This window comes from Rhizobium sp. ERR 942, assembly GCF_007828395.1.
GTDB classification, from domain to species: domain Bacteria; phylum Pseudomonadota; class Alphaproteobacteria; order Rhizobiales; family Rhizobiaceae; genus Rhizobium; species Rhizobium dioscoreae.
In genome coordinates, this window is the sequence record NZ_VIUA01000009.1 from 28,189 (window position 1) to 54,021 (window position 25,833).

At 59.2% G+C, this 25,833-nt stretch carries 28 protein-coding genes; 2 read left to right on the forward strand and 26 right to left on the reverse strand.

Features of this window, described 5'->3' with window-relative positions:
- Nucleotide 1: 1 nt before the first annotated feature.
- From FBZ97_RS29055 to FBZ97_RS29090, 8 genes are all read right to left on the reverse strand, one after another.
- Nucleotides 2-1,018, reverse strand: a complete 1,017-nt coding sequence (locus FBZ97_RS29055) for a xanthine dehydrogenase family protein subunit M (RefSeq protein WP_113353090.1) — start codon at nucleotides 1,016-1,018, stop codon at nucleotides 2-4.
- Nucleotides 1,018-1,635 (reverse strand): (2Fe-2S)-binding protein, encoded by a 618-nt coding sequence (locus FBZ97_RS29060; RefSeq protein WP_113421072.1) that lies wholly within the window; start codon nucleotides 1,633-1,635, stop codon nucleotides 1,018-1,020. Before FBZ97_RS29060 ends, FBZ97_RS29055 begins: the two co-directional genes overlap by 1 nt.
- Nucleotides 1,636-1,763: 128 nt before the next feature.
- Nucleotides 1,764-2,960 carry an epoxide hydrolase gene (locus FBZ97_RS29065; protein WP_145323101.1) on the reverse strand — a complete coding sequence of 399 codons (1,197 nt, stop codon included), beginning with the start codon at nucleotides 2,958-2,960 and terminating at the stop codon, nucleotides 1,764-1,766.
- Nucleotides 2,961-3,068: 108 nt separating this feature from the next.
- Nucleotides 3,069-3,365: a DUF982 domain-containing protein gene (locus FBZ97_RS29070; protein WP_113421074.1), complete on the reverse strand. Its 297-nt coding sequence runs from the start codon at nucleotides 3,363-3,365 to the stop codon at nucleotides 3,069-3,071.
- Between the two features lie 121 nt (nucleotides 3,366-3,486).
- Entirely contained in the window at nucleotides 3,487-5,478 is a 1,992-nt protein-coding gene (locus FBZ97_RS29075; protein WP_145323103.1) for a protein-L-isoaspartate(D-aspartate) O-methyltransferase, read from the reverse strand.
- Nucleotides 5,479-5,588: 110 nt separating this feature from the next.
- Nucleotides 5,589-5,840 carry a glycine zipper family protein gene (locus FBZ97_RS29080; protein ID WP_095437759.1) on the reverse strand — a complete coding sequence of 84 codons (252 nt, stop codon included), beginning with the start codon at nucleotides 5,838-5,840 and terminating at the stop codon, nucleotides 5,589-5,591.
- A gap of 35 nt (nucleotides 5,841-5,875) precedes the next feature.
- A complete protein-coding gene (locus FBZ97_RS29085; RefSeq protein ID WP_113421077.1) occupies nucleotides 5,876-6,349 on the reverse strand; it encodes a hypothetical protein in 474 nt (157 codons plus the stop codon).
- Between the two features lie 55 nt (nucleotides 6,350-6,404).
- On the reverse strand, nucleotides 6,405-7,010 hold the full coding sequence (locus FBZ97_RS29090; protein WP_246661894.1) for a DUF892 family protein: 606 nt from the start codon (nucleotides 7,008-7,010) through the stop codon (nucleotides 6,405-6,407).
- A 201-nt stretch (nucleotides 7,011-7,211) separates the two neighbouring features.
- Here FBZ97_RS29090 and FBZ97_RS29095 point away from each other — a divergent pair, with 201 nt between their 5' ends.
- A complete protein-coding gene (locus FBZ97_RS29095) occupies nucleotides 7,212-8,093 on the forward strand; it encodes an alpha/beta hydrolase (RefSeq protein WP_145323105.1) in 882 nt (293 codons plus the stop codon).
- Nucleotides 8,094-8,261: 168 nt separating this feature from the next.
- Here the strand turns inward: FBZ97_RS29095 and FBZ97_RS34555 are convergent, their stop codons facing one another.
- From FBZ97_RS34555 to FBZ97_RS29155, 13 genes are all read right to left on the reverse strand, one after another.
- On the reverse strand, nucleotides 8,262-8,417 hold the full coding sequence (locus tag FBZ97_RS34555) for a hypothetical protein (protein ID WP_156090772.1): 156 nt from the start codon (nucleotides 8,415-8,417) through the stop codon (nucleotides 8,262-8,264).
- Nucleotides 8,418-8,614: 197 nt separating this feature from the next.
- Nucleotides 8,615-8,890, reverse strand: a complete 276-nt coding sequence (locus FBZ97_RS29100) for a cytochrome C oxidase subunit IV family protein (protein WP_113388635.1) — start codon at nucleotides 8,888-8,890, stop codon at nucleotides 8,615-8,617.
- A gap of 7 nt (nucleotides 8,891-8,897) precedes the next feature.
- Complete coding sequence (locus FBZ97_RS29105; RefSeq protein ID WP_113421078.1) at nucleotides 8,898-9,536, reverse strand: cytochrome c oxidase subunit 3; 639 nt, start codon at nucleotides 9,534-9,536, stop codon at nucleotides 8,898-8,900.
- Nucleotides 9,529-11,199 (reverse strand): cbb3-type cytochrome c oxidase subunit I, encoded by a 1,671-nt coding sequence (locus FBZ97_RS29110; RefSeq protein WP_145323107.1) that lies wholly within the window; start codon nucleotides 11,197-11,199, stop codon nucleotides 9,529-9,531. Before FBZ97_RS29110 ends, FBZ97_RS29105 begins: the two co-directional genes overlap by 8 nt.
- Complete coding sequence (coxB, locus tag FBZ97_RS29115; protein ID WP_246661895.1) at nucleotides 11,196-12,137, reverse strand: cytochrome c oxidase subunit II; 942 nt, start codon at nucleotides 12,135-12,137, stop codon at nucleotides 11,196-11,198. The genes FBZ97_RS29110 and coxB overlap by 4 nt, the downstream gene beginning before the upstream one ends.
- Nucleotides 12,134-12,940 carry an SCO family protein gene (locus FBZ97_RS29120; protein ID WP_113388631.1) on the reverse strand — a complete coding sequence of 269 codons (807 nt, stop codon included), beginning with the start codon at nucleotides 12,938-12,940 and terminating at the stop codon, nucleotides 12,134-12,136. The genes coxB and FBZ97_RS29120 overlap by 4 nt, the downstream gene beginning before the upstream one ends.
- Nucleotides 12,937-13,338: a hypothetical protein gene (locus FBZ97_RS29125; RefSeq protein WP_113388630.1), complete on the reverse strand. Its 402-nt coding sequence runs from the start codon at nucleotides 13,336-13,338 to the stop codon at nucleotides 12,937-12,939. Before FBZ97_RS29125 ends, FBZ97_RS29120 begins: the two co-directional genes overlap by 4 nt.
- Nucleotides 13,338-14,390, reverse strand: a complete 1,053-nt coding sequence (locus FBZ97_RS29130) for a hypothetical protein (protein ID WP_113421081.1) — start codon at nucleotides 14,388-14,390, stop codon at nucleotides 13,338-13,340. Before FBZ97_RS29130 ends, FBZ97_RS29125 begins: the two co-directional genes overlap by 1 nt.
- On the reverse strand, nucleotides 14,387-14,920 hold the full coding sequence (locus tag FBZ97_RS29135; RefSeq protein WP_113421082.1) for a cytochrome c: 534 nt from the start codon (nucleotides 14,918-14,920) through the stop codon (nucleotides 14,387-14,389). The genes FBZ97_RS29130 and FBZ97_RS29135 overlap by 4 nt, the downstream gene beginning before the upstream one ends.
- Entirely contained in the window at nucleotides 14,917-15,477 is a 561-nt protein-coding gene (locus tag FBZ97_RS29140; RefSeq protein WP_113396536.1) for a DUF3341 domain-containing protein, read from the reverse strand. The genes FBZ97_RS29135 and FBZ97_RS29140 overlap by 4 nt, the downstream gene beginning before the upstream one ends.
- A complete protein-coding gene (gene nrfD, locus FBZ97_RS29145; RefSeq protein WP_113396535.1) occupies nucleotides 15,470-16,807 on the reverse strand; it encodes an NrfD/PsrC family molybdoenzyme membrane anchor subunit in 1,338 nt (445 codons plus the stop codon). The genes FBZ97_RS29140 and nrfD overlap by 8 nt, the downstream gene beginning before the upstream one ends.
- Nucleotides 16,804-19,755: a TAT-variant-translocated molybdopterin oxidoreductase gene (locus tag FBZ97_RS29150; protein ID WP_145323111.1), complete on the reverse strand. Its 2,952-nt coding sequence runs from the start codon at nucleotides 19,753-19,755 to the stop codon at nucleotides 16,804-16,806. The genes nrfD and FBZ97_RS29150 overlap by 4 nt, the downstream gene beginning before the upstream one ends.
- 4 nt (nucleotides 19,756-19,759) lie before the next feature.
- Complete coding sequence (locus FBZ97_RS29155) at nucleotides 19,760-20,428, reverse strand: cytochrome c3 family protein (RefSeq protein WP_113396533.1); 669 nt, start codon at nucleotides 20,426-20,428, stop codon at nucleotides 19,760-19,762.
- Nucleotides 20,429-20,627: 199 nt separating this feature from the next.
- Between FBZ97_RS29155 and FBZ97_RS29160 the strand changes: the two genes are divergently transcribed.
- Entirely contained in the window at nucleotides 20,628-20,831 is a 204-nt protein-coding gene (locus FBZ97_RS29160; protein WP_069614275.1) for a hypothetical protein, read from the forward strand.
- A gap of 169 nt (nucleotides 20,832-21,000) precedes the next feature.
- Here FBZ97_RS29160 and FBZ97_RS29165 read toward each other — a convergent pair whose 3' ends face one another.
- From FBZ97_RS29165 to FBZ97_RS29185, 5 genes are all read right to left on the reverse strand, one after another.
- Complete coding sequence (locus tag FBZ97_RS29165) at nucleotides 21,001-21,498, reverse strand: NUDIX hydrolase (RefSeq protein ID WP_113396532.1); 498 nt, start codon at nucleotides 21,496-21,498, stop codon at nucleotides 21,001-21,003.
- Between the two features lie 151 nt (nucleotides 21,499-21,649).
- Nucleotides 21,650-22,150 carry a ferritin-like domain-containing protein gene (locus FBZ97_RS29170; protein ID WP_145323113.1) on the reverse strand — a complete coding sequence of 167 codons (501 nt, stop codon included), beginning with the start codon at nucleotides 22,148-22,150 and terminating at the stop codon, nucleotides 21,650-21,652.
- Nucleotides 22,151-22,355: 205 nt separating this feature from the next.
- Nucleotides 22,356-24,755 carry a membrane-bound PQQ-dependent dehydrogenase, glucose/quinate/shikimate family gene (locus FBZ97_RS29175; protein WP_113421084.1) on the reverse strand — a complete coding sequence of 800 codons (2,400 nt, stop codon included), beginning with the start codon at nucleotides 24,753-24,755 and terminating at the stop codon, nucleotides 22,356-22,358.
- A gap of 65 nt (nucleotides 24,756-24,820) precedes the next feature.
- A complete protein-coding gene (locus FBZ97_RS29180; protein ID WP_113388624.1) occupies nucleotides 24,821-25,099 on the reverse strand; it encodes a DUF2934 domain-containing protein in 279 nt (92 codons plus the stop codon).
- A 160-nt stretch (nucleotides 25,100-25,259) separates the two neighbouring features.
- Entirely contained in the window at nucleotides 25,260-25,832 is a 573-nt protein-coding gene (locus FBZ97_RS29185) for a cysteine hydrolase (protein ID WP_145323116.1), read from the reverse strand.
- Between the last annotated feature and the right edge of the window lies 1 nt (nucleotide 25,833).

Consider the following 25,833-nt stretch of genomic DNA (forward strand, 5'->3'; position numbering starts at 1 on the left):
GTCATATCCTCATATCCCGAACCTCGAGCAAGGCCCGTATCAATGTCTGTTTTCCAAGCTCGATCTTGAAGGCGTTATGCTCGCGCGGCCGGGCGTCCGTAAACGCGGCCTGTGCCGCGATTGACGCGCTTTCCTCCGTGAGGGGCTTGTTCCGGAGCGCCTCCTCGGCCGCCGTGGCGCGCCAAGGAACGGTAGCCAGCCCGCCAAGACCGATACGCGCATCGCGCACGATATCTCCATCGAGGTTGATTGCGACGGCTATGGAAGCGAGGGCGAAGGCATAGGACTGACGGTCGCGTATCTTGAGGTAACGAGATCGTGCAGCCCAGGCGGGGACATTCACCGCGATGGCCGTAATGATCTCGCCTGGCCGCAGCGTCGTTTCGACATCCGGCCGATCGCCCGGCTGGCGATGCAGTTCTGCAAAGCGGATACGCCGTCTGCCGGATTGGCCTGATATGTCGACGGAGGCATCGAGAGCAATCAGCGCCTGGGCAAAGTCTCCATGATAGGTCGCTATACAGGAGTCGCTAGTTCCGAGCACCGCATGCTGCCGGTTGAAGCCTTCGATGGCAGCGCAGCCGGAGCCGGGATCGCGCTTGTTGCAAGGCCATGAAATCTCGCGGAAATATTCGCAGCGCGTCCGCTGCAGCACATTGCCGCCAAGGCTTGCCATATTGCGGATCTGTCGGCTGGCCGCGAGTTTCAGGCTTTCGGCAAGCATCGGGCATCTTCGGTTGATTTCCGGATGGTCCTCGACCTCGCTCATGCGGACCAGAGCGCCGAGACGAATATCGGGATCACCGATCTCGATCGTCTTCAATGATCGATCCTCGATGCAGTTGATATCCACCAGACGCGACGGCCGATTGACGCCGAGCCGCATGTAGTCGGACATGTTCGTGCCACCGGCGATGAACTGTGACGGCGCGGCGGTTGGAGGAATTTCCTTTGCTTCGCTCGCCTCCGCGATGGCCCTGCCGACATCACGAGCAGTTTGATAACTGAAAGGTAGCATCAGAGCTTCTCCATCTCGTCGCGGGCCTGTTTCACGGCAGCGAGGATGTTGGGGTAAGCCGCGCATCGACAGATATTGCCGCTCATGTATTCGCGAATGTCGGCATCGTTACCGGCATGTCCTTCGTGCACGCAGGCAACCGCGGACAGGATCTGACCGGGCGTGCAGTAACCGCATTGGAAGGCGTCATGGTCGATAAACGCCTGCTGCATCGGATGCAGACGCCCATTAACCGACGAAAGACCTTCGATCGTGGTGATCTTGTGCCCGTCATTCATCGCCGCGAAACTCATGCAGGACAAGGTCCGCTTTCCATCGGTGAGCACCGTGCACGCTCCACATTGCCCGTGGTCGCAGCCCTTTTTTGTACCCGTCAGGCCCGCATGGTCACGAAGGAGATCCAGGAGCGATGTGCGCGGGTCAACGCTGAACTGATAGGGTTGGCCATTGATCTTCATCTTTATCGGGACCGTGGACTGCGTCGACACCGCAGCGAGCCGCGCTTCTTGCTCTTTCGAGGCAGCACCGACTGAAATGGCCGTTGCAGACGTGATTGTCCCGGCCAGGAGTGTGCGCCTCGTGACCCCCGAGGCCGGGGCTTCTTCTGGATTAGACATCCGATACCCTTTCCGATGTCGATTTCAGCAGGAAGACCACACGGTCCGAAGGACCGCCGTGAGCACGCCTAACCATGAATTCGCCACAGGGTTCCCGGCGACTTCGCCACGAAATTGTCCTCGCTCAGTCAGTCGCCCTTTTTCTCAGCGTCGACGATACCATCGACCTTCCGGTGGATATTGGCCAAAGACGCCGCCCAATCCCGGAGATCGGCGACGACGAGATCCGGCACCTCCATGCTGGCGAAATGCCCGCCGCGATCGTGTTCTCGCCAATGAACGACGTCGTAACCCTTTTCGACCCAGCTCCGTGGCGGCCGCGGATGACGCGGATCGGGGAAGCTCGCGAACCCCGCCGGGACGGGGACCCGACATCCTTCCGGCAGGTGTCGTGCACCCTCTGATTCTGCACCGGCATACATCCAGGTCGCCGATCCGAAGCTATCGGTCATGACGGTCAGCATGAGGTTAGTGATGAGGGTATCGAGACCGAAGACCTCATCGATCGCACGCCCACGCAGATCCGCCCAGTCATGGAAGCGCTCGAGAATCCAGGCCGCCTGTGCGACGGGATTACCCGCCGCCAGGAAGGCGAGCGACTGCGGCCGCGTCGCGTGGAGCCGGCTGTATGCACCGAGCCGGTTTTCGGCCGCTTCGAATGCCTCGAGATAAGCGCGTTCCGCGTCGGTCGTCGGCGCCGCCGCGGGTTGCGCGCCGGGATAATCGATGTGGATGCCGCGTACGTCTTCGCGGTGATCGAGAGCGAGCCAGGCGGCGATGACGACACCCCAGTCGGTCCCCGCCACCAGATAATCTTGATAGCCAAGCGCGTCGCGCATTAGGCGCGCAAGCCACCCGGCGGTGACGCGCGGGCCGACTGGCGTGGCCGGCTTATCCGAATAGCCGTAGCCGGGCAGCGAAGGGATGACGAGGTCGAATGCATCCATCGGCGTGCCGCCGAAGCGTGACGGAAAAGCCAGTGCATCGATGACCGGCCAGAACTGGTAGACCGAACCCGGCCAACCGTGGATCAGCAGGAGCGGACGCCGCCCCTGCGCCTCGCCGCGTACATGAACGACGTGCAGCCGCATCCCCGGCGCGACTTCGGCGAGCAGCTGCGGATAACGGTTGAGTATGCCCTCGCCGGCTTCGATATCATAGCTGTCTGCCCAATGACGGCAAAAACGGCGCAGGAAATCGGGATCACAGCCATAACGCCATCCGCTGTCCGCAGCGTTGTACGGCCATTCAAAGCCGCGAATGCGCGACCGCAACAATGCGAGCGCGGATGCATCCCAGCGTATATGAAAGTCATTGTCCGGCATCTACAGGAAACACTCAGCGGCCATTGAAGTTCCGCATGAGAGACCCTCACGACAAGCCGGGATGCGGGCGGGTAAGCAGGGCGATCTCGTCGGCGATGCACGAAAACGTCAAACGCCACCGATGTCGCGATCGCCGGCGCTCTGCTGACGAAATGGAAACTCCTCGATCGATGCCAACATATCGTTCTTCTTCAGGAACCGCTCGAAGTTCTTCCTCACGGCACTCAATGGAAACTGATCGACTACCGCATCTCTGCAGGCCCGCAGCATGACGACATGCGCGACGTCGCGTTTCTCCTCCGGCCATTCCTCAAGGAAATCAATGATGTCGTCGAGGCAGCATATTTCCTGAATGAAGTGCTTCCCTCTCACGAAAAGAGGGCGGTCAAACACGTGACTTGTCATTGTTTCCTCCCTTTACCTGGTGTGCCGATGGCCGAAAAATTTAGAAAGCGCATTTTTCTCCGCAAGAGGTGAAGCTCGCAACGAGCTTGGCCAGGACACGATCAATGTCGCGAAGCATCGTCTATTCACCAAAGGGATAGGTTTCCGGCATGCCGCGATGGTGCTCAATCCCAAGCGGCTCCACTGCCTGCGTCTCATCGAACCAGACATAGGCATCGAATTGCTCGGTAAGGATCGCCTGGCTGTAATGGCTCCACAGTTCGGTGTCGGGCCGATAGATGACGCCGATGAAGCGCTCCAGTCGTGGCTCGGAAAGGCGGCGCCGGAGTGGCTCGTGCTTGCCAGGCGACAGGTCGAGCAGGAAGCTGTCCCCTCCCGCATCATGACAGATCCGCTCGTAGCTGTCAGGTCGGGAGGGATTCACATGCATGACTTCCATGTCTCCATCCCAGTCATGCGCGGCGGCCACCGTGCCAGTATGGGTGCCGAAACCGATGAGAGCCGCCTCGCCTCCGAAAGCCTCTCGACAAAGCTGGCCGATGTTAAGCTCATCACGCGTAGCACCCATATCGGTAAAGCGTGCGTCACCGATATGACTGTTGTGCGCCCAGACGATCGCCCTGGCATCCGGTCCCTTCGCGTCAAGCAGGCGTTGCAGCGTTTCGAACATATGGGTGTCACGCAGGTTCCAGCTTTCCGTTCCACCATAATACATGATGCGGTAGTAGCGCTCCGCGGAGGCGATGAGCCGGGCATTCTGGGCGGCATCGAGGAAAGCGTCGCCGTCGTGCCTGGCATAATCCAGCCGCCTGCGTAAAAGATCCCGGCATTGGTCGATCACCGCCTGCTCACATTCCGCGTAACCGCGACTGAGCGCCGCCCGGCCATAGGTCGCGGGGTTTTTCTGCCAAGGCGTCAGGCAGCCGTAGCGCTCCCGAGCGATCGCTGCCGCCTGCGGGTCGACCGTATCAAGATAGTCAAGCACTGCACCGATCGAGCCGGACATGTTGTAGATGTCGAGCCCGTAGAAGCCGGTGCGGTCCTCTGCGTCGATAGCTGCGTTATGCTTGCGCATCCATTCGATCAGCGCTTGGATCTCTGTGTTGCGCCACATCCAGGTTGGAAACCGTTGGAATGGTGTCTCCTCACGCCCTGAGGCCGACCGATGTCTGACATATCGATCTACTTTCGCCGCGTCCGGCCAATCCGCTTCGACCGCAACAATTGTGTATCCTCGACGGGTGATCAGGTAGCGCGTGATCGCAGCCCGGGCACGATAGAATTCGGCGGTTCCGTGGCTCGCCTCCCCGAGCAAAACGACGCGCCGGTCGCCGAAGCGGTCGAAAAGATGCCCGAAGGCAGGATCATCGAAGTTCGGTAGGTCTTCCGCTGCTTCGGCAATCATTTCCGGCAGGCTCTGCTTTCGAGACGCACCCGGCTTATGATTGCTTGCCGCGCGCCGGCCATCCTCGGACCAGCCTTGCTCGCCGATCAGGGGCACAAACATCACAGCACCGAGATCCGTCTCCTCATAGCGTACCGCCGTGCGCCGAACGATCTTGCACAACCTCTGACCGAACTCCTCGCCCACGGGGATTACAAGCCGCCCGCCAATCGCGAGCTGTTCCTTCAGCGCCTCCGGCACGGCAGGGCCGCCCGCAGCCACCAGAATGGCGTTGAATGGCGCCTGGTCGGGAAATCCACGCGTACCGTCGCCGGCAAATATCTCCACATTGTCATAGCCGAGGTCGGACACGCGCCGTCTCGCCGGCACCGCCAAGGCTTCATGGCGCTCGATCGCATAGACATTCGCCGCGATCTGGCCGATCACCGCGGCCGCGTAGCCCGAGCCGGCTCCCACCTCGAGCACGCGATCGCCCGGGCGCACCTCCGCCGCCTCGATCATCAAAGCCACGATATAGGGCTGGGAAATGGTCTGTCCCTCCCCGAGGGCGAGAGGCGCATCCTCATAGGCGAACTCGGCCATGCCCTCGGCGACGAAGCGTTCTCTTGGTACGGCACGCATCGCATTGAGAACATACTCGTCGCGTATCCCGCGCCGCTTAATGTGCGCCTCGATCATGTGATCGCGCATGCGCTGGTAGTCGGCCATCTTGGCCTCCTTGCCCTTTCCTCACCGTTCCAGCGACGTTCGGGCGTGGTGTAAGGGCGAATCCGCTCCTATGGATTGTTCAAGAACGACACCGACCACGTCTGCTAAGCTCAACAGCGATCGACATAGCGGTTCCCGTTGCGGTCGCGGTAGTAGCAGCGGCCGGGCTGTCCTGCGACGTTCCCGATCAAGGCGCCGGACACTCCGCCCACGGCCGCACCGACCGCGGCGCCGCGAACATTGCCTGTTGCTACGCCGCCAACGACGGCGCCCGTGGCGGCGCCGATCCCGGCGCCTTGCTCTGTCGAAGAGCAAGCCGTGAGACACAACGCTACGCTGGTAACAATGATAAACGTTTTCATTTGAACCTCCATTTCAGTTCGTTCCAGCCGGCGTATCAACAACGACGATCAAGTAAGCGGATCTTCTCGCCGAACATATTACGCAGCCTGGTCAAAATGCCCGGCCGATCGCCTGCAGCAATGATCGCACGAACGTTATGCGCGGCCGTCGATGCACCCACCGTTGGCCCGAAGTGGCAATGACAGAGAAGCCTATGCAATTGATTGTCACTCAGTTCGAAGAATCGCTTGGCTTCGCCGTAGCTGTCGTCTTTCAGGCCCGCTTCATGCATGCGCTGGTCGGCAAACGCTACTGACAGAGGCGAGTTGTCCGCGCGCATGACCGCGCGTTCCCTCGCAGGCTGAAATTCTGTCTCCTCCAGGGTTGAAAGTGCTTGATGCCCACAGTCATCGAGAAGATTCGCCCAGCGTTCGAGGCGTTCGCGCCTGGTCATCGTAGGCAGCCGGTGCGGATATCCGAGAGTGACATTGGCAACGGTCTGAATGTCTTGAAGGGCATGGTGTTTCATTGAATGCTCCTTTCAGATAGAGCTCGCAGCCGGCTATATTCACGATAGTGGTCCGTCAGTCAGACGGCAGCGCATCTCGATTTATTTCGCCTTTGGCCAATCGGGTCAGCAGGATGTCCGTCTGCTTCTCCTCTTCGAGGCTCCGGTGCAGCACCTCCTGATCTTCCCGCAGGTCCAGCTGACCGGCCAGAGCGGCAGCCGTGCCGTATGCCGCGATCTCGTAATGTTCGAGCCTCTGAGCGGAAGCGATGAGACCAGCATCACGCAGGTCATTTCCCTTCAGCATGGAAGCCATTTTTTCGGTCTCATGGATCAGAGCCTGCATTGCCTGATCCGTATGGGCTGCCGGGGCGGCTCCATGCTTCTGCAGGAGTGACACGAGGCGGTCCTTTTGCACCTCGGTTTGCGCGCGATGGTGGACCAGTGCATCCTTTAATGACGGATGTGCTGCGACCTCAGCCATTCGCAGCAACGAATCGGCGAGTTGACTTTCGACACTGACAAGCTCCTGAAGCTCGGCGAGATACATGTCCTTGAAACTGCTGATCTGCATCACAGCAATCCTTTCACCGCTTTGGTCGGGTAATGAGCTTCCTAACCGGAGCAATGACCAAATGTTCCGATCAAATTCCAAAGCGGGTTTGAGCTGGAAGCCTCCCATTGGGCTGCTGCTTGGCTCAATACCGCGTTCCACGCCAACAAGGCTTTCGCCTCCCTCGCCCTTTCATAATCCCGCATTCCAGCTGTCTGACCCGACCATCAGCCTTGGAACAATAGGCATGCGCTATGGTTAGTCGTGTGACCATTTCATCCGCCTCGAGCCTGAGGCCAAGGAAGTGATTAATCGATCATGGACATGCCGATGACGAAACATATTAGAACACGCGATCTCGATATCGCCTATGAGGAAGCCGGTGACCCGCGCGGGAAGCCCATCGTGCTTGTCCATGGTTGGCCCGACGATGTCCGTTGTTGGGATAAGATCGTTCCTGCTTTAGTGGATGGCGGTCATCGCGTCATTGCTCCATATCTGCGCGGCACCGGTCCTACGACCTTTCTCTCGGCAGACACGATGAGGAGTGGCGCGGTCGCGGCGCTAACCGAGGACTTAGCCGAATTCCTCGAAGCGCTCGACCTGAGTGACGTGGTGATCTGCGGTTATGATTGGGGTGCGCGTGCCGGGTATGGCGTGGCGGCACTCTTTCCCGCGCGTCTGCGCGGCCTGGTGGCAATGGCTGCGGGTTACGCTACCTCCCAGCCCATCAAGGAGATAAGCTACGACCTGGCAAAGGCATATTGGTACGAGTGGGTAGTTGCACTCAAGCAGGGACAGGAGGCAATGGACAAAGACCGGCTCCGCCTTGCCAGATTTCTCTGGGCGACCTGGTCTCCCGATTGGCCGACGAAATGGCAGGATTTCGACGAGATGGCACCCTCGCTTCAGAACGACGATTGGGCGCCGATCAGCATTCATGCTTATCTGCAGCGTTGGAAAGAGACACCCGGCGCCCCCGAGCACGAGGATGTCGAGCGCGGGCTTGCCGAAAACCCGGCGATCCAAGTTGCGACCCTGGTACTGCACGGCGCTTCCGACGGGTGTAATCTCGTTGATACCTCGGCTGGCAAGGACCAGTATTTCGCGGCACGATATGAACGCGTCGTTCTCGACGCGATCGGCCATTTCATTCCGCAGGAGGCACCGAAGCAGACCCTTGATGCGATCTTGCGCCTCATCTCCCGTTGACGAGCACCTTCGGCGTTCGCCTCCGGGCCAACGGCATCGCCGGCGCGGTCTAAAATCGTTGGGCACACATCCTCGACAGGATGACCAGGAAATCAGGCGCGCCGTCTCGATCAGGCGATGCTGATTTACCTGCCGCTTTTCGCATGCGCACACATCATTACGCCGCCGTCATTTGACCTGGGACGACACCGCCCCCGCGGTCGGCGGAACCGGCTCGCCGGGATGAAGTGCAAAGGCAAAATAGACAGCGATGAGGCAGGCAAGAACGAAAATCGTCACGACGAAAATCATCATGCGACGGCGTGCATCTGAGTGGTGGTCCATGTGGTCTCCTCGCGAGCTACTAACGCATGCTTGTCCGTTCGGCATCTCTCGTCGACCAGAGTAGAACCATACCCGGCCGACAATGTTCCGAGGAGGTTTTTTCACGGGCGCGTATATCTCCATCGCTTGCCACGATCGCGCGTGATGATCCGCCGGCGAACGTTGCGCGTTTTTTGCCCGAGAGGGCTCGCATGTGGCTAGACGAGCGCGCGGGTCCAGTAATCGACGCCGAGAAAGCCGAGCAGGATCAGCAGCCAGAGACCGGCGGCAAGCGCGGCAATGCGGTTAAGCGGCGTCTCCTCGTTCAGATGCATATAGCGCCAATAGATCATCGCGGATTTGATCGCCGCGATCGAAAGGCTGACGACGAGGCCCACCGGCCCGCTCAGCACGAAGCTTGCCGCGATAGTGGCACTTAGCAAAACCAGCAAGATTGCCCAGATAACAACGAGAGGATTTACGAGGCGCGGCATCTAAGGTTCACCTCGCAAGATAGAACACAGGATAGAGGAACACCCAGATCACATCGACCAGGTGCCAATAGAGGCCAACGGTGACGAGAACGATCGCCCGTTCCGGTAGCTTGATCGAGCCGAGCGTCAAGCGAAACGATAGCGCGATCAAAAGCACGATGCCGATGGACAGATGCACCGCATGCAGGCTGGTGGCGATGAGATAGAGGTTCATGAAAAGATGCTGAACGTCGTCCACATAGCGGGAATGCACGCCCTCTATCGGAAGCAGCCCTTCTGTAAACTCCATCCAATACTCGTAGGCTTTCATCACAAGGAACACCAAGCCGAGGGCAGCGGCCCCAACGAGCCAGCCGGACGCGATTTTGGCGCGGCCCTCCTTGGCGCTCTCCACGCCCAGGGCGACAAAAAGGCTTGAGGTCAGCAAGATCGCCGTGTTTATTCCGCCGATACCGGAATGTAATGCATGGGAGGCGCGGACAATCTCGGGCGCATGCGCCAGACGCACGGCGGCGGCAATGCAGAACAAGCCGCCGAAGAGCATTATTTCACTACCGAGAAAGACGTACATCCCCATCATCGCGGCACGATGCTGCTGGAGGGGATCCGTGAATGGCTCGGCGACGGAGGGCCTTGCGTCAGACATGCTCGTCCCTCATCTCGATCTCATAGTCGTAAGGCGGGCGATCGACGACTGGCAGCGTTTCGAAATTATGCTTCGGCGGCGGCGATGGCGTCGTCCATTCCAGTCCGGTCGCATCCCATGGGTCGTTGGCTGCCGGCTTGCCATAGCGCATCGAATAGATCAGATAAATCAATGGCATGAGGTAGGCGATCCCAAGAACGGCGGCGCCGCCGGTTGAAACGACGTTCAGCACCTGAAATTCCGGCGGATAGACATGATAGCGCCTCGGCATGCCAAGATAGCCGAGCAGAAATTGCGGAAAGAATGTCAGGTTGAATCCAATGAAAAAGAAGATCGCAGTGACCCGCCCCCAGGCCAGGGAATACATGCGCCCGACGATCTTCGGCCACCAATAATGCAGCGCGCCGAAGAAGGCCGATATCGTTCCTCCGACCATGATGTAGTGGAAATGCGCGATCACGAAATAGGTGTCGTGCACGTGGACGTCGATTGCAAGCATCGCCAGCATCAGCCCGGTCAATCCGCCGAAGACGAAAAGGCCGATGAAGGTCATGGCGAAGAGAAACGGCGGATCGAGCGAGATGTGACCTTTGAACAGCGTTGCCGTCCAGTTATAAACTTTCACGCCGGAGGGGATCGCCACCGCGATGCTGAGAAAGGAAAATGCGGCACTTGCATAAAGCGATTGCCCCGAAACGAACATGTGGTGGCCCCAAACGAAGAAACCGAGGGCCGCGATCGCGATCGAAGAGCCGGCCACGAACTGATAGCCAAAGATGGGTTTATGGGCACCAGCCGCGACAAGTTCGCTGACGACCCCAAGCGCGGGCAAGACCATGATGTAGACGGCCGGATGGCTGTAAAACCAGAAGAGATGCTGGAATAGCAGCGGATCGCCGCCAATCGCGGGGTTGAATATACCGAGACCGAACAGCCGTTCCAGCGAGATGAGCACGAGCGTGATCGCCAGCACCGGTGTCGCCAGTACCAGGATCAGCGATGTCGCATAGAGCGACCAGACGAAAAGCGGCAGTCTGCCCCAGGTCATGCCGGAACAGCGCAGGGTATGAACCGTGACGATGAAGTTCAACCCCGTGAGGATCGAGGAAAAGCCGACGATGAACACCGCGGTTGCGGCCAGGATCACGTTGCCATTGGCATACATTGTCGAAAGCGGCGTATAGAACGTCCATCCCGTATCGACGCCGCCCGCGATCAGGATGAATACCGTAAACAGCCCGGCGAGCATGTAGATATACCAGCTCAGCAGGTTCAGCTTGGGAAAGGCAAGATCCTTGGCGCCGATCATCAACGGGATCAGGAAATTGCCGAAGGTGTTGGGGATGGATGGAATGAGAAAGAACCAGACCATGACGACGCCATGGATCGTGAAGGCGCGATTATAGCCTTCATTGGTTAGAAGGTCTCCTGCCGGCGTCAGCAGATCGAGCCGGATCAGCGCGGCCGCGGCCGCACCGATGAAGAAGAAAAACGTGATGGAGAGTGTATAGAGAACACCGATGCGCTTGTGGTCCGTCGTCAGCAGCCAAGACTTGAGACTATGTCCGGCGCGCAGGTAGCTGACACGCTGCGCCGTGGTTTCCGTTGAGCCGCCTCCGCCGACATTGGCCTCTTCAAGCTTGGGATCAGCGACATCGGTCATTGTGTGCCCCCCGCCTGCCCTAGTGATTTGACATAGGCGACGAGCTTCATGACATCCTCCTCGCTCAGAAGGTTCTGAAAGGTCGGCATTATCGGCTGATAGCCGGCAACGACCTGCGATTGCGGCAGCAGGATGCTGTCGCGAATATATTGATCGTCCGCAGTGACGATCTCTCCAGATTGAAGCGGCACTGGATTGCCATAGATGCCAACCAGTGAAGGCGCTCGCACCGACGCCCCCGGATCGTGACAGCCGCTACAGCCACGGCTGCGAAAGAGTGTCGCCCCTTCCGCGGCGAGGCTCACGTCATTCGAGGACAGGGACAGCCATTTGGCATAGTCGGTGGGGTTCATGACGATAAAACTGCCGGTCATCTCTGAATGATTGCTGCCGCAATATTGCGAGCAGGCAATGCGATAGGTGCCTGGCTTGTCGGCCACGAACCAACTCGACGTATATCGCCCAGGCACGACATCCTGCTTGATGCGCAGGGCCGGGATGAAGAGGCTATGAATGACATCCTGCGACGCCATTGTGAGCTTGACCGGCTGACCGGACGGTACATGCAGTTCGTTGATTTCGGCCTGTCCTTCGGGATGCTGGAATTTCCACATCCATTGCTTGGCAACGACGTCGATCTGCATGGCGTCGGCAGGCGGATGATAAAGCCTGGCGAAGAGATCCGTCGACCAGACATAAAAGCCGAGCAAGGCAAGAAACGGGACGATGGTCCAGGAAAGCTCCAGGGGAATGTTGCGGTTCGGCGCATGCCTGCGATCGGCCTCCTTGCCCCGCCGATATTTGACAATGAAGACGAGGAGCAGGACGAACACCGGCGCCGACAGCGCCACGATCAGCACGGTGAAGGCAATGACGAGCAAATCGATCTGATGACTGTAAGCGGACGCGCCGGAGGGCCAGAGCGGAATGAAATTCACGGCAGCCTCCTTCCGGCATCTTTCGAACGACACTCGCGAAGGAGCAAGATGACAAGCACACCGATGCCGAGGATCGCGACGAGGCCGCATGCGACACGAAGCGCAATCAGAATAAGGGACGAATATCGCCCGGTAAGCGGATCATAATGATAGCACAGCAACAAAAGCTGGTCCTGCCAGCTACCGATGCGCCCCTCACCGGCCTCGGTGAGCGCAAGTTTCAGGTCTCCGCTGGTCGGCGCAAGTCCGTAGAGCCACCGGCTTAACCGCCCGTCCGGCGTTAAGACAGCGACAGCGGCATCGTGGGCATATTGGCCAATGTCGGGATCCCAGGCATAACGATAGCCGAGAGCATCGGTGACGCTATGAATGGCGGCCACCTCGCCCGTCAGCGCATGCACGCCGTCGTTTGTGAGTGAGGGAAAGCGGCGCTTCAGCTGTTTGAGCGAAGCCGAAGCCTCTTTGGGACCCTCGCCTGCATCTATGCCAAAGGCGACAATTGTAAAATCGGTAGCCGGCCGAAATGACTGTCCCTCTATCGCCTCCATCAGCCCCGACAAGGTGACACCACAGATATTGGGACAATTATGCAGGACGGGCGCCAGCACGATCGGCTTGCCGCCCCCAAGCTGGCGAAGGGTCACGACGCGATCGGCCTCATCATGGAAAGGCAGATCGAGGGGGATGAAGGCATCCGGCTTCTGATCGATTCCGGTCACCGAGAATGGATCGAAGGCGGCTGCGCGTGCCTCGCCGGCGCAGACAAGCAAGGCAAGAGCCAGCGTGAATGCGGCCGTCCTCATCGCGCTTCCTCCCGTTCATCGTGATCCGGCCAGCCGCGCGCCGCCAGGATGACCATGGCCCTGTCGATCGGAATATGCGCCGCCCCGACTTGGCGATCGATCCAGCCGTAACCCTGAAGACGCTGTTCCGCCTGCCGCTGAAGCAGCTCGCGATTGGCGGATGGTGACACTTCGAGGCGTGGGCCTAGCTCCGCCTGCTTAGACCCGAACTTCGTCCGCGGCGGCGCGGCGTTCGGGCCAATCCACCACAAAATGCCAAAGACAAGGAGAACCGAAAGACCCATGCCGAGGAAGAGGCCAAGCGTCACCCAGAGCACCAGCCGGGGAGAGACATCCTTCGGTTCGAATAGTGGCGACGCTTTCTGCCGCCGCGGCTTCCTGGAAAGCGAGGCAGCCATCACGAAGCCTCCGCCGTCGTGGTCGTCGCCAGCCGGCGCGCGACCTTGCTCGCGCGGGAAAGAATGGCAAGCGTGATCTGCGCGAGACCGGCAAGCGACAAGCCATAGGCTATGATGGCGTAGCCCAGATGCGCTGTCAGCCTCGGCAGGACGAGCCAGGCGTATTCCAGCAACCGCCCGGCGAGGATGATCGATACCAGACCCACCAACCACCGTCTGGATCGGCGGATCGGTGGAAAGAACAGAAGGAAAAGTGGCGTCAGATGCAGGAAGGTAATCGAGACCTCGACCAACGACCAAATGCCCGTACCACGGCGCTGAAACCAGAGGGCGCCTTGAGCAAGATTGCCCGACCAGATGATGAAATATTGCATGAACGCCAAATAGGCCCAACAGAGGATGGCGGTGATCAACAGCGAACCGACAACGCTCGGCTTGGCGACACCACCCTCCCCCAGGCTCATGAGCACCAGCAAGGCAAGCGCGGTCAGCATCTGGCCGGCGAGTACATAGAGCGCGAAACCGGAGGAATGAAAGTGGGGATCGAGCGACATCAGCCAATCGGTCGCAAGGATTTCCTGCAGGAGGATGAAACCGATGAGTCCACTGATCGCAATCGATCGAGATTGGCTGCGCAACAGTGCCTGCGCAAGCAGATAAGCGGCGGCGAGAATGAAGAGGGTTCTGAGGTCAAAGAATAACGGCGTCAGGTAGATCGCCTTGAACGGTTCCATTGGAGGCTGCCGAACCCATTCATAGACGGATGACAGGCCGAACAGGATCGGCAGCCAGGCGATCAGCACGAGCGGCAGCAGCGACAGCGACGATCTCGCCGCATGATCGAGATCGTGCCGCCAGATTCCGGGAATTATGCGCATCATCATGACCAGACAAAGCGCACCCAGCGGGAGCGCGCTTACGAAGACCAGCGCCGAAAGCCAACCGAGCAAGGCAGACGCGGGCGCGACGAGCGCCAGGGAAAGAGCCGCGAGGCAGAAGATCACGCCGCTCAGCGCCAGCAAGCGGGTCGGCAGGGCTTCGACCCGGCTCATGATCCCGTCCTCTTCAGCTGCGCCTGATCCTCCGGCGGCAGGCTCGCGACACTGGCGCCCTGACTTAGCTGTAGCGCCCGGATATAGGCTGCGATCGCCCAGCGATCCCCTGGAGAAACGCGGTCCGCATAGGAATACATCACGCCGTGGCCCTTGGAGATCACCTCGACGAAATAACGGGATGGCGCCTGTCGCAGTCGGTCGATGTGAAAACTCGGCGGATGGGGAAAGCCTCGCGCCGGCACCGTGCCATTGCCGTAGCCGGCGTTGTCATGACAAGGCGTGCAATAGATGCCGAATTCCTGCTGCCCGCGCTGGAGAAGCTCGATATTCATCGCTGGACGATCGGCAAGCGCCCGCGCATTCTGAAGATCGTCCCGCGCGACCGTTCCATCCGGCGGCGCCTGCAGGGCTTTGCCATCGGCAAAGAGCCGGCTCTTTTCATAGGAATCATAGCGCGGCTGATGGCTCATGTCATCGCAGCCGGCAAGCAGAAGCATCGGCGCAAGAATGAGAAGACCGCACCTCATTCCGGTTGCTCCGTATGCTCGACGGCTTCCACGCTGATTGGCTCGAGCATGCCGAGAAAGGCGCGTGTGCGCTTCGCATGGAAGCGCTGGTCGTTACTCAGAATGATGAGAAAGAACTTGTCGGACTGCCCGAGCTGGAACGCCTCGATGTCGAATAGCGGGTGATGCAGTCGCGGCAAGCGGTTCAGAAGCAGCATGCCGAAAATTGCTGAAAGTACGGCAAAAAGAACCGTGAGTTCGAAGGTGATGAGCATGAAGGACTGCCAGGCAAAGAGGGGCCGACCGCCGATTTCGATCGGATAGGCGTAGTTGGTGTAGAGTTGCAGCCCGTAGCCGAGCACCGCGCCGAAGAGACCGCCGGCCAAAGTCAGCCACGGAATGATGTTCTCCTCGAAGCCGAGCGCCTCCGTCAGTTCTTCGACCGGATACGGAGAATATGCCTCCATGGCGGTAAAGCCCGCCTTGCGCGCGCGTTTCACCGCCTCGACCAGTCGCTCTGGCCTGTCGAATTCGGCCAGCAGCCCAAACAGATCTCCTCCGGGACGCGGCTCACGCATGCCTCAAATCCCCCGTCTCGCGTAAAGCCTCCTCCACTTCAAACGTGGAGATCACGGGCAGGAAGCGCACGAAGAGAAGGAACGGTGTCAGGAAGACGCCGAGCATCCCGGCATAAAGGCCCCATTCCCAAACGCTCGGATGATATTGGCCCCAGGAGGAAACCAGATAGTCGCGATAGAGCGATGTCGTCAGCAACATGTAACGCTCGAACCACATGCCGATCGTGACGGACAGGCCGATCAGGAAGAGCACGGGCGGCTGGCGTCTGACGCTTTCGAACCATAACAGCTGCAGCGGTAGGAAATTCAAAATGACGGCGCCCCAATAGCTGAAGGCATAGGCGCCGGCCAGCCGGTCCATCAGCGTTCCCACATCCTGCAATTCACCGCCGTAAAGGCTGTCGAACACTTCCGCGACATAACCGTAGGCCGTCATCAGGCCGGTTGCGAGCAGGAAGCGTCCGAGCAGGTCGAGATGGCGGTCGGTGACCAGCATGCCAAGACCGAGGGCATGGCGCAGCACGACCGCGATCATGGCGACGACGGCGAAACCGGAAAAGGCCGCCCCAAGCACGAAATAGGGCGGGAAGACCGTGGAGGTCCAGCCCGGTATCGGACCGGCGGCGAAGAGAAGCGAAATTTCCGAATGAACCGAGACCACCAGCGGAACGGCGATCGCTGCCGTCAGCCTGTAGGCCTGGTTCCAGCGTGCCCAGTGCCGGGCGGATCCCCGCCAGCCGAGCGCCGCGAGCCCGTAAATCACCTGCTGCCAGCGTCGCCTGGCGCGGTCGCGTACCGCCGCTAGATCCGGGATAATGCCGATATACCAAAACAGTATGGAAACAGTGAGATAGGTCAGGACGGCGAAGAAATCCCAGCTCAGCGGGCTCTTGAACTGCGGCGAAATCGTCATCGTATTGGGATAGGGCGCGATCCAGTAGAAGAACCATGGCCGGCCAAGATGCAGGATGGGATATAGCCCGGCGCAAATGACGGCAAACAGCGTCATCGCTTCGGCGAAGCGGTTGAGCGAATTGCGCCAGTGGGCACCCAATAGAAGCAACATTGCCGAGATCAACGTCCCGGCGTGCCCGATGCCCAGGAACCAGATGTAGTTGGCGATCGCCAGACCCCAATTGACGGGAATATTGTTGCCCCAGACGCCGACTCCCGAAATGAGAAGCACCGTCGCCGAAACCACAAAGGATAAAAGCAGCAGCAGGGAAAATGCGAAGCATATCCACCATGCGACGGGTGCCGGATATTTCAACGGGATCCGCGTGATCCGCTCCGCGGCCGCGGCGTCCTGATCGCGAATTTTCCCGCTCATCCCGCTGCCTCCGTCTTTGCAAGGGACGGATCTTCGATCCGGGCGAGATAGGTTGTTCGGGGCCGGGTGTTTGCTTCCTCGAGCAGGCTATAGTCACGCAAACCTGCCTTGAGTCGACTGACGCCGGAATTGGGGTCCGCGACATTGCCGAAAGTAATTGCCTGCGTCGGGCAAACTTGCTGGCAGGCTGTAACGATCTCGCCATCGTGCATCGGCCGGCCCTCCTTGTCGGCTACGATCCGTGCCTCAGCGATGCGCTGGACGCAGTAGGTGCACTTTTCCATGACACCGCGGCTGCGCACCGTTACATCCGGATTGCGCATGGCCTGGATCTGCTCGGCATCGTCGCCCGTGAAGTCGAACCAGTTGAAACGGCGCACCTTATAGGGACAGTAGGACGAGCAAGTGCGTGTGCCGATGCAGCGATTATAGATCTGCAGGTTCAAGCCATCGATGCTATGGACCGCGGCATTGACGGGACAGCCCATCTCGCAAGGCGCCTGCTCGCAATGCATGCAGGGGACCGGCTGAAAATAGGACTTCGGCGCCGTCACATCCCCTTCATGGTAATGATCGATCCGCAGCCAATGCATTTGCCGCCCTTCGGCAACAAGTTCCTTGCCGACCACCGGAATGTTGTTTTCAGCCTGGCAGGCGGTCACGCAGGCATTGCAGCCGATGCAAAGATCGAGATCGATCGACATGCCCCAGGAGGGATCCGATATCGGCCTGTCCGGATAGAGCGATGGCGGCTTTTGCTTTTGATCCGGCCGGGAGTGTGGATCAAGCTGCCCGACTTCGACCGTCCGGATGAAGTCGAAGCCGTCGATCGCCTGGTGTAATTGTGTCGTTGCCACCTGCAGCATTTTGTCCGTCGGCTCGATGGTGACGCCGGCTATATGCCAAGGTGTTGCCGATCGCCGCAGGCCGTAGGCGTCATAGCCAAGACCATCCGCGATCGAATCCTTCAGCTTGCGTCCATAACCGAGCGTGATGGCGATTGTATTGGCTTCCTGACCTGGCATGATCCAGACAGGCCCGTGAATGGAAGCGTCCCCCGCCGTCAATTTGACCTCGGCGCCATTTTCCAGCTTCCGTTCAGATGCAAGTTGCGGGCTAATGAGAATCACGTTGCCCCATGTGATCTTGGTCAGAGGCCGTGGCGTCTCCTGCGCCCAGGCATTCTCCGAGAGGGTACCGTCCCAGACGCCGGCATCCGGACGAATGACTAGGGACAGGCCGGAAGAGGCGTCCGGCGCAGCCTGCGGGACGACGCGGTCCAGAATGGTCGGGATGAGCGACGGTGCGGCACTGTCCGAAACGAAGCCGCGATAAAGCGCGTCGCGCCAGCGCTCGTCGAACTCTCCATCCCAGGCCGCGCGCCAGGTCTGCTGCAGCAGATCCCTATCGCTCGATGCGCGGCCCATCATTGCTTCAAGCACGACATGCGCTGCGCGCACCGCATAGAACGGCCGGACCAATGGCTGGATCAATGTCACGCTGCCGTCCACAGCACGCGCGTCACTCCAGCTTTCAAGATCATGTTGAAGCGGCACATGCCAATGCGAAAGAGAAGCCGTTTCATCGACATAGAGCCCGGCGTGAACGCGGAGCTTCACCTTCTGCAAAGCATCGCGAAACGCGAGATCGCCCGGCGCAAAATAGGCGGGATCGCTACCGATAACCGTCAGTGTCGACACCTTGCCGTCGTTCATGTCGGTTACAAGCACGTCGAGCGATCGCGGGCCGTCCGGCGCTTGGGCATTGACCGGCTCGGAGAAGTGAAGCGTGTTTCCGAGACTTCCCAATCTCTCATTGATCAGCAAGGCAAGCGCCTGAAGATCGTCTCCATGATGGACGCCGACCAGCACCAAGGCATTGGCCTTAGATGCCTGGAGAGCGGTTGAGGCGCCGATCACCCATTGTCGCTCGTGATCAGCGAGGCTGACATCCCCCAGGCCCTTGAGACCAATCCGCGCGCCTATGGCGCGCAGCAGGCGATCCATCCCAGAATGCGATGCAACGAGGTGCATATCCGCAACCGCCCCAGTGGCCGAAGGTGTCGGTTCGGCCACGAAGAGCCTGCTCGCCCCTTGCATGTGTTGGCGCAACCGCCGGCGATCGGCGAAGGCACGGGCATATGACGTCTGCCGAGGACCAGGGCCGAGGAAATCGTCGTCGAGACTGACGATGGTTTCGGCGGCGGCGAATGCTGGCTGAAACTCCAGCGGGCGACCGAAAATGTGCTGCGTGGCGTTCCATCGGCCGGTCTCAGGCAATGGATCGCAGATATGCCACCGTGCCCTTGGCCACCGCTGCATCATCGCCTCGATCTGGCGGCGCAAGGTCGGCGAACTAAAAGGTGCGGTCAGCAGCCGAAACCCTTCCCCTCCAGTATTGTCCAGTTCATCAGCTTTCGCCGCCATCTCGGCATCGAATGCGTTCCAATCGGCGGGCTTGCCCAGGTGCAGCGGCGTTTGCGAGCGACCGGGATCGTAAAGCCCGAGGAGTGAGGCCTGCGTGAAAGCATCGGTGGCCCCGCCGCATACGGGATGATCGGGATTGCCTTCCAGCTTGACCGGTCTGCCGGTGAAGGTCTTGCCGAGGATAGGCTGCGCGTAGCCGCCAAAGGTCGCGGCTGTGGCAAACCACTTGGCGACGCCGACGCTCACGCGCTCGGGCGCCTGGACGTATGGGAGCGCCTCCTCGTCCTCCTCGCCCTTGCAGGCCGAAAGGCCTGATAGCGCAAGCGATGCCGCCATGATCTTGAGGAGGGTACGGCGGTCGAAGGTGATACCGCCTCTGTGCATCATCGGAAATTCACGCCTGGAGAACCGGTGAAACTCCTCCGTATCGGCGAGCTCCTCCAGTGCCCGCCAGAAATGCCTCCCCGTCTTGCCGATCAGCCGCTCGTGGACCGTGTCTTTTTGAACCGGACGATCTATCATCGGATCACCTGTGACAGATGTTGCATTGGATGAGTTTCCTAGGTTCGATGCCATAGGCTTTCACCACCTGCGCGCCGAAATCCTTGTGCTGCTCGGGATTGGCGTCCCAGTCGGACCAGTCCATGCGCGTCACCTGATTGGGCGGGCGCAGATTGGGCGCCGGATTTCGGTGGCAATCCAGGCACCACTGCATCTGGAAGGGCTGCGTGCGCGACATCAACGGCATCCGATCAACCCGCCCGTGGCACGTCACGCAGGCAACGCCGCGAGCGACATGAATCGAATGGTTGAAGTAGACATAGTCGGGTAACCGGCTGACGCGGTTCCATGTGAGCGGCACGTTGGCCGCGAGGCTGTGTCGGACCGGCGCCAGCATGCTGGCACCGGTCCAGATTTGCGAGTGGCAGCTCATGCAGATATGTGTCGCCGGCAGTCCTGCGCGGGCGCTTGTCTCGACGGAGGTGTGACAATACCGACAGTCGATACCGAGACCTCCGACGTGATGCTCATGGCTGAAGGGAACCGGCTGATCCTGCACCCAGCCGACCAGGGTGCCATAGCTGGAACTCGCGTATCCGCCGACAAACAGGACGATCAGGAATATCAGGATGGCGGCAACGAGCAGAGATGCGCGCAGCCTCGTATCAGCCGATGCCGTAAAGATCTGCGCCACGGAATTCCCCTGAATTCGCCCTCGCAATGGGGTCAAACGAAAACCGGGGTTGAAAGTTCCACCATCTGTAGTGTCGGCCGTAGATGGTGCATTCCATCCCGTTTGCCTGGAACAATGCGGGATACCGGCAGTTTTTAAGACCAAGGCGGATCGTCTTTGGCGCTATCGCCGCAAAATACATCCCAGAGGAGGCCCCGCTATGAAACATCAGCAACCTCGTGAAGGCGCGCCAGGAACAACGGATCAATCGCCGCGATGGGAAGGACCGGCTGGATCAAAGCCAGCTGGATACCTACCGGCCAAGGATGGCGGTGAAAAAGCGCGCGATGCCCACGGCGAAAATATCGATCATCCACGCAAGCGTCGCGTATCCGACGCCCTGAAACAAAAAGGCGATGATTGACGATGCCGCCAGGCCATGGCGCCGCCACGAAAATTGCCAAGAAGTGGCGCAAGCTTGCGATTGGTCGCGATGAGGAGGAGAAGGATTGACCTCGGCCTGAACCAAGGCGCATTAGATTGGCCCACGGTGAAATTGCATGGTCGCGTGAGACGATGCGCACGGCTATTGCTTAATCCGTCTCCGTAGGCCTTGTTTCCTCCAGCACAAAGCGCATCAATAGCCCCTTCAGTTCAGGTTCGCGCACACGGCGGGCTGCCTCTTCCGGCATCATCCATTCGATTGTCCGCTGCCCACTTTCAGGAAACTTTCCACATTGTTTTTGGACTTCAAGCAGGTGAACTTCGACCACTGACGGTATCGTCTGCCTGTCAGCCAGCATCTTCAAATATGTGAAATATCCGAATATCCCCTTTTTGACCTTGCCCTTGACGCCTGCCTCTTCCCAGGCTTCGCGTCGCGCCACCTGACCACCATCAAGCCCTTTAATCGGCCATCCCTTCGGGATCATCCATCGTTTGGTCTCCCGTGTGGTGATAAGCAGCACTTCACGCGAATTATCGTCGCGATGCCGAAAGCATAACGCGCCGTATTGCTCGGCCATCTCTCCGGCGGCGATGGTCTCTATATGCGCGGCAAGTCGCGCAAGATGGGGTCGGCGGTTTGACATGACACCTCTAACTTACCGGCTCATGGGTCGGCATGATATCGAAACCGACAAGCTCCCTTCAACGCTGTCGCACGAAGCATATTCGTGACCAGGGCGTCCCCTGACGGTGCGCTGCTTCCGCAACGCACCAAAGATCAAAGGCAACCATGTTTCATGCGGCCTTTCTGGCCTTCGCATTGGCCGCCGTCTCGGCGAGTTTCGTTAGTTTCTGATCCGTCGCCCTTTCTTCCTCCAGCGTCTGCTGCAGGAGAGTGACGGCATCCTTCAGACCGAGTTGCTTGGCCCATTCAATGAGCGTGCCGTAGCGGGCAATTTCGTAGTGCTCGACGGCCTGCGCCGAAGAGATAAGACCGGCATCGAGCGCCGGCGTGCCCTTGAATTCCTCGATAATCTCGTCGGCCTCGGCGATAATGCCCTGGATTGCTTCGCAGGTCTTTCCGCGCGCTGGCTTTCCAAGCAGCTCGAATACCTGCTCCAAGCGTTCCACGTGGCCCTGGGTTTCGTAGCGGTGATGAAGGAAACCTTGTTTGCCCTCCTCGGCCTGTGCCGCGCGTGCCATCTTTGGCAATGCCCTTAGAATCTGCTTCTCGGCATAGTAGATGTCTTTCAATGTTTCCAGAAAGAGATCATTCAAAGTCTTCTCGGATGCCATTTGGAGTCCTCCAACATTTTGAGAAAAGATCATTTTGAAGCAGCGCGCCGATGTGCCGGTCTTTTGCGCGTGATGTTTTCTCCTCTGGCTTCTTCTTGAGATCTTCCTTGGTCTCCTCCCGAACGGACGGCCTGAAGATTGGTTCCCGTCTCATTCCAGGAAAAATGCTGTCAGCACCGCCCTGAACGGAAAATTGCTTACTGACCTAGCGATGCGGCAACGTAAAAGCCACGATGTCGTCACCGTTGCGCGACTGCAAGCCGCCGTGCCCACCAGCTGCAACGACGACATATTGTCTTCCGTCCGAGCCGAGATAGGTCAAGGGGGTGGCGTTTCCACCTGCCGGCAGGTGAAACTGCCAGACGACCTTTCCCGTCTTGCCATCGAGCGCGCGGATATATTGATCCGTCGTCGCGGCGATGAAGATCAAGCCGCTACGTGTCGCAACACTCCCGCCCATGCTGAATATTCCCGTGGGCAGACCAAAGGGCAGGCGCAGTCCAAACGGCCCCATATCCTCTGTCGTTCCAAGGGGACGCTGCCATGCGACCTTTCTTGTCAACAAATCGATCGCCTGCATCTGACCCCAAGGCGGGCGGGTACAAGGAATGTCAAGCACACCGAGCCAAGCTTTGACGACAATGGAAAAAGGCGTGCCATGCTCGGGATTATTTTGGAAGTCAGGCTGCGGATATGGCTGCTTCCATCCGCCCCATGGCGCGAAGAGCCCTTTGGCGAGAGCAGACGCATAGGGCAGCATCTGCAGTTGAAACGGCATGAATGTCGTATTGATAAACAAGAGTTTGCGTTCCGGATCGACCGTCGCGCCATACCAATCGGAGGTCCCGTCGAAGGCTGGCCAGCCGATTGTCGGTTTCAATCCTGGCGGCGTAAACAAACCGTCGTCCCGCATCCGCCGAAAGGAGATCCGGCAGAGAAGCTGATCGATGGGAGTTGCACCCCACATATCCGCTTCTCGAAGCTTGGGCGCGAGCAATTGCGGCATGCCGGTCGAGAAGGGTTGTGTGGGCGAATAGCGTTCGCCCGGTATATCGCCCGGCGGTACCGGCCGCTCGTCGACCTGGGCCAAAGGATGGCCATCGCGGCGGTCAAGAAGAAAAAGCTGGCCTTGTTTGCTGGTTTGAACAAGCGCCGGGATACTGCCGCCCCTATCGTCGGGGAGATCGACAAGCGATGGCCCCACGGGAAGATCGAAGTCCCAGAGATCATGATGCACGGTTTGAAAATGCCACCTCTCCTGCCCGGTGGTAAGGTCCAGCGCCACCAGCGAGCTTGAGTAGTGGTCGTCGAAAGATCTGCGCTGCCCTCCGAAATAGTCCGGAGTTGCGTTACCCAGGGGCACGAAGACGAGATTGAGCTTTGGATCGGCCGTATAGACGCCCCAGCCGTTCGGCGTTCCACGTGTATAGGTTTCATCTGCACCCAACGGCCTGTTAGCGGGATTCTTCCCCATGTCCCAAGACCATGCAAGTCGCCCCGTGTTTGCGTCAAAGGCGCGTATCACGCCCGAAGGCTCGCCGACGGTCTGATTGTCATAGACCCATCCTCCCAGAACTATACGCCCGTTCAGGACAAGCGGCGGCGACGAAATGAAATGAAACCCTGGCGGAACCGGCCCCATGTGATCGCGCAAATCGACCGTCCCCCGCTCACCGAACTGTTCGCAGGGCTTGCCCGTATCGGCATCAAGTTCGAACAGCCTTGGAAGATCCGATGCCGTCGAGATTATGCGGTGCGCGCATGGTCCCGCGGATGCCACGGACGAGGCGTCGTAATATGAAACCCCGCGGCAAGCTTGATAGACATTGTGCGACATGTCGCCGCCCGGATCATAACGCCATTTCAGCTGTCCCGTCGTTGCATCGAGCGCGATAACCTCGCGATGCGGCGTGCAGAAATAAAGGCTATTTTCAACCTTTATCGGGGTCGCTTCAAAGCTGAACTCCCTGCCTTTGGAATTCTCACCCGGCCTCGGCTTGTCGCCCGTCGAAAACGACCAAGCCTGTTGCAAGAGATTGACATTGTCAGGCGTGATTTTGTCGAGAGACGAATACCGGTCTCCCGCTGGCGTGCCTCCGTAGTAGGCCCAATCGCCTGCTGAACCAGCATCGCTGTGATCTCCATCCATGACCTTCCAGCGGGCGGGATCGCCGAAACTGATGGTCCTGGCTTCGCTGATCCGATAACCAGAGCCAAAGACGAAGATCAGGATCGCCAATGAAAAAACGAGATTGGTGACGAGGATCATTCTTGCCCTTGCCAAGCGCTCGATGCGACCGGCAATCCAAGGGGACCAGATCCATAAGCCAAGAACCGCCGGAGCGACCAGTCTCGGGATAAGCGCCCAGCCATCAAAAACGGATTCGGTCAGAGCCCATGCCAGCGTCCCGATCAGCAATAACGTGTAAAGCCATGGACCGAAGACGCTTCCCCTGGACAACAGCACCGCAATACACAAAAGGATGATACCAGCTATCAGATAATAGGAAGTGCCGCCGAGTACGAATAGCCATGCGCCAAGGCACGCAAGGGTGATGCCGATTAGCCCGACGAGACAGGCCGTAAACATGAAAAGAACGCGCATCAAGGCTCCTCTCGTTGGCGCGAAGCACGGTCAAGCGTTCGACCGATTAGAAGAAGTAAGCCATCTCACTTGTTCTCGGAGGCAAGCTCTCCTGGCTTGAATCTCCCTGGCTTGGCTTCTTGTGAGGGAATGGCATCCGACGACGTGGGAGCTGGGCGGGTTTCATCCTCCGACTCCGGCACCACGCCGGCATGATGGTCATCAGACGATGTTTTCGGGAGATCTTCGTCGCGGGCCCTTAGCTCACGTTCCGCATCCAACCAATGGCGCAATTCCTGCCCATTCGGCTTTCCTTCCATTTCCCACCTGGCATAGGCAGCCTTTCTGATGTCCTCTTTTGTCATCGGAGAGCCCTTTCACAGATACCGACATCCAACTGCGCCGGAGCCGCGGAGTTCCCGAATGGACCAGGCCCTCAATGAATCCGGTCGGCGATCGATCATGGGAGATCCTTCTGTATTTACGCTGGCTCATGCGCGGGGGGCGAGCTAACCATCGCCGTTATCATTCCGCAGACAGAAACTCTTCGACCGTCACAATTTTCGCCTGTACCGAAAATCGCCTTTCAAACAGCGTAAGCGCTGCGTCGTGCGCATCGTCATCACCACTGCATACGGCATCCCTCAGGATGATAACGCCATAACCGAGATCGATGGCGCCAAGTACCGCGGCCAGGACGCAGACGTCCGTCTCTCCCCCGCTTATGACCAGAGTGTCGATGCCTTGGCGGGACAATATCTGATGGAGACGACCATCCACCCACGGCGAATAGGTGAATTTGTCAAATATGCGCGCTGGCGGCGTCAAGGCTCGAAAGACTGGAAGCACGTCCATCAACTCTTGAGGCAGCTTGCTGGCGGTCATCATGTTCCATTTCTCGTAATAGGCCCGCCATTTGCCTGGCATGATGTCCGGCTGTGCTGGTGGCATGAAGCGCGTGAAAATCGTCCGCTCAGGAAATCGCCCCACCACCTCCACAACCTGATCCAGCGTCCGGGCCATCCAGGGCACCTGCCAGGGTGTCGGTTCAAAGAACATGCATTGCATGTCGATGCACAAATGCAGCCAGGTTTTCATC